The sequence below is a fragment of the Sphingomonas sp. Ant20 genome (genome assembly GCF_000783375.1).
In the GTDB taxonomy this organism is placed as follows: Bacteria; Pseudomonadota; Alphaproteobacteria; order Sphingomonadales; family Sphingomonadaceae; genus Sphingomonas; species Sphingomonas aerolata.
Genome location: NZ_JRVI01000145.1, coordinates 1 through 2202, shown reverse-complemented (window position 1 = coordinate 2202; position 2202 = coordinate 1). Strand labels below are relative to the sequence as shown.

At 68.8% G+C, this 2202-nt stretch carries 2 protein-coding genes; both read left to right on the top strand.

Annotated elements, in window-relative coordinates:
* Positions 1-1116 (top strand): DUF885 family protein (locus tag NI18_RS15485; RefSeq protein ID WP_037531198.1); only part of this gene is annotated, 1116 nt, incomplete at its 5' end.
* Positions 1117-1178: 62 nt separating this feature from the next.
* Positions 1179-2171: a glycosyltransferase family 2 protein gene (locus NI18_RS15480; RefSeq protein ID WP_037531197.1), complete on the top strand. Its 993-nt coding sequence runs from the start codon at positions 1179-1181 to the stop codon at positions 2169-2171.
* Positions 2172-2202: the final 31 nt, after the last annotated feature.

Sequence of the window (2202 nt, the reverse complement as noted above, 5' to 3'; positions counted from 1 at the left end):
ACCGGCGACTGGGACCGCCGCGCCACCGCGCTCGTGACGGACAAGGTCTATCCCGCGCTCGACCGCCAGATCGCGCTGGTCAAGCAGCTCCGCACCGCGGCCCGCGCCGAGGCCGGTCTCTGGGCGGTCCCCGGCGGCGACGCGATCTACGCCGCCGCGCTCGCCCAGGCGACCACCACCAACTTCACCCCCGACGAGGTCCACAAGCTCGGCCTCGACCAGGTCGCGCAGATCGGCGCCGAACTCGACACCATCCTCAAGGCGCAAGGCCTGACCAAGGGCAGCATCGGCGCACGCCTCGCCGCCTTCAACGCCACCCCGGCACAGCTCTATCCCGACACGCCCGCCGGCCGCACCGACCTCATCGCCGGGCTCAACACCGGGCTCGCCGCGATGCAGGCCAAGCTCCCCCAGGCGTTCATAAACCCGCCGTCTGCCCTGCTCCAGATCCGCGCGGTCCCGACCGATATCCAGGACGGCGCCTCGAACGGCTATTACCGGCTCGCCGCGCTCGACGGCTCGCGCCCCGCCATCTACTTCATCAACCTGAAAAGCGTCGCCGACTGGCCCAAATACACTTTGCCCTCGCTCACCTATCACGAGGGCGTGCCGGGGCATCATCTCCAGCTCAGCCTCGTCGCCGGGCTCGACACGCCGCTGCTGCGCAAATTCTCGTTCTTCGGCGCCTATGTCGAGGGCTGGGCGCTCTACGCCGAACAGCTCGCCGACGAGCTCGGGGGCTATGCCGGCCCGATCGAACGCGCCGGCTATCTCCAGTCCTTCCTCTTCCGCGCCGCGCGCCTCGTCGCCGACACCGGCCTCCACGCCAAGCGCTGGACGCGCGAACAGGCGACCGACTATTTCGTCGACACCGTCGGCTTCGCCCGCCCCCGCTCGCAGCGCGAGATCGAGCGTTACTGCACGATGCCCGGCCAGGCCTGCAGCTACAAGCTCGGCCACATCAGCTGGCTCCGCGCCCGCGACACCGCGAAGAGGATTTTGGGCGACAGGTTCGACGTGAAGCAGTTCCACGAGGTGCTGCGCGACGGCGCCGTCCCCCTCACGATCCTCGAACGCCTCGTCGAAGCCCGCGCCACCGCGCTGGCCAAGGCCTGACGCATAATCCTTCCCCAAGAACAAACGATGACGCCGCGCGCGGGGGCGGCTAGAGAGCGGGGATGCACCGTCCCGCGCTCTCCGTCGTCGTCCCCTGCTACAACGAGGCCGCCTGCCTCGACCTCCTCCACGCGCGCATATCGGGCGCGGCGCAGAGCGCGGTCGGCGAGGATTACGAGATCGTCCTGATCAACGACGGCTCGCGCGACGAAAGCTGGTCGGTGATGCAGCGTCTCGCCGCCGCCGATCCCCGGCTCGTCGCGATCAACCTGTCGCGCAACCACGGGCATCAGCTCGCGCTCACCGCCGGGCTCGATCTGTGCGCGGGCGAGCAGATCCTGATCATCGACGCCGATCTCCAGGATCCCCCCGAGCTCCTCCCCCAGATGCGCGCCGCGATGGCCGAGCAGCAGGCCGACGTCGTCTACGCCGTCCGCCGCCAGCGCGCGGGCGAGACGGTGTTCAAGAAGGCCACCGCCGCCGCCTTCTACCGGCTGCTGACCAAGATGACCGACACGCCGATCCCGGTCGACACCGGCGATTTCCGGCTGATGAGCCGGCGCGCATTGGACGCGTTCCTGTCGCTGCCCGAACAGGCACGCTTCATCCGCGGCATGGTCGCCTGGATCGGCTTCCGCCAGGTCCCCTTCGCCTATGACCGCGCCGAGCGGCATGCGGGCGAGACCAACTATCCGCTCACCAAGATGATGCGGCTCGCCTTCGACGCGGTCACCGGCTTCTCGACCGCCCCGTTGCGCTTCGCCAGCCATGCCGGCCTCGCACTCACCGGCGTCTCGCTGCTGCTGTTCGTCTACATCGCGATCGGCTGGCTCTCGGGCAGCGCGGTGCAGGGCTGGACCTCGACGATGCTGGTGACGGTGTTCCTCGGCGCGGTGCAGATGTTCGTACTCGGCATGATCGGCGAATATCTCGGCCGGCTGTATGTCGAATCCAAACGCCGCCCCCTCTACATCGTCGCCGACATCGCCGGCCCGATCCAAGGCAAGGCCACCCTAGGCTTCCGCGCCGAACCCACGGAAACCCCCCTCACGTAACCCAAAAGCCCCTCCCCTTCAGGGGAGGGGA

Coding starts and splice junctions, on each gene's coding strand:
- NI18_RS15480 (WP_037531197.1), top strand. CDS start 1,179: ATGCACCGTCCCGCGCTCTCCGTCGTCGTCCCCTGCTACAACGAGGCC.